General features: G+C 68.0%; 1 protein-coding gene. It reads right to left on the bottom strand.

Translation table 11 applies throughout. The annotated features are described in order from the left end of the window. Positions 1-416 (bottom strand): IS481 family transposase (locus D183_RS0112325; RefSeq protein WP_017909263.1); only part of this gene is annotated, 416 nt, incomplete at both ends.

Here is a 416-nt window from a genome sequence, read left to right as displayed (position 1 = left end):
CGGGTTCGCAGATGGCGCAGGCCGAGCCGTCGGACAAGGCGTCGGAAGCGGCGTGATGTGTAGCAGGCGCCGTTGTCGGTCAACACGCGCTCCAAGCGCACGCCCAGGCTGCGGTAGTAGCGAACCGCCTGCATCAGGGCCCTGCAGGCACTGAGACCGCGCTCATCGGGCTCGATGGTGCCGAAGGCCACGCGGGAGTGATCGTCGATGGCCAGGTGGACGTACTCCCAGCCAATGCCACGGGAGGTGACCGTCCGATCATCGGTCACGCGGTGGCCGGGCTGGCGGAAACGGGCCAGTTTCTTGATGTCCAGATGCAGCAGTTGGCCGGGTTGGGCGTATTCATAGCGATTGTCCGGCAGCGCCGGTTCCAGCTCGGCCAGCCGGTGCAGGCCGGCGCGGCGCAGCAACCGGGC

The organism is Xanthomonas sp. SHU 199 (assembly GCF_000364665.1).
GTDB lineage: Bacteria > Pseudomonadota > Gammaproteobacteria > Xanthomonadales > Xanthomonadaceae > Xanthomonas_A > Xanthomonas_A sontii.
The sequence above is the reverse complement of the archived record's forward strand: the minus strand, read 5'-3'. Positions and strand labels throughout refer to the sequence as shown.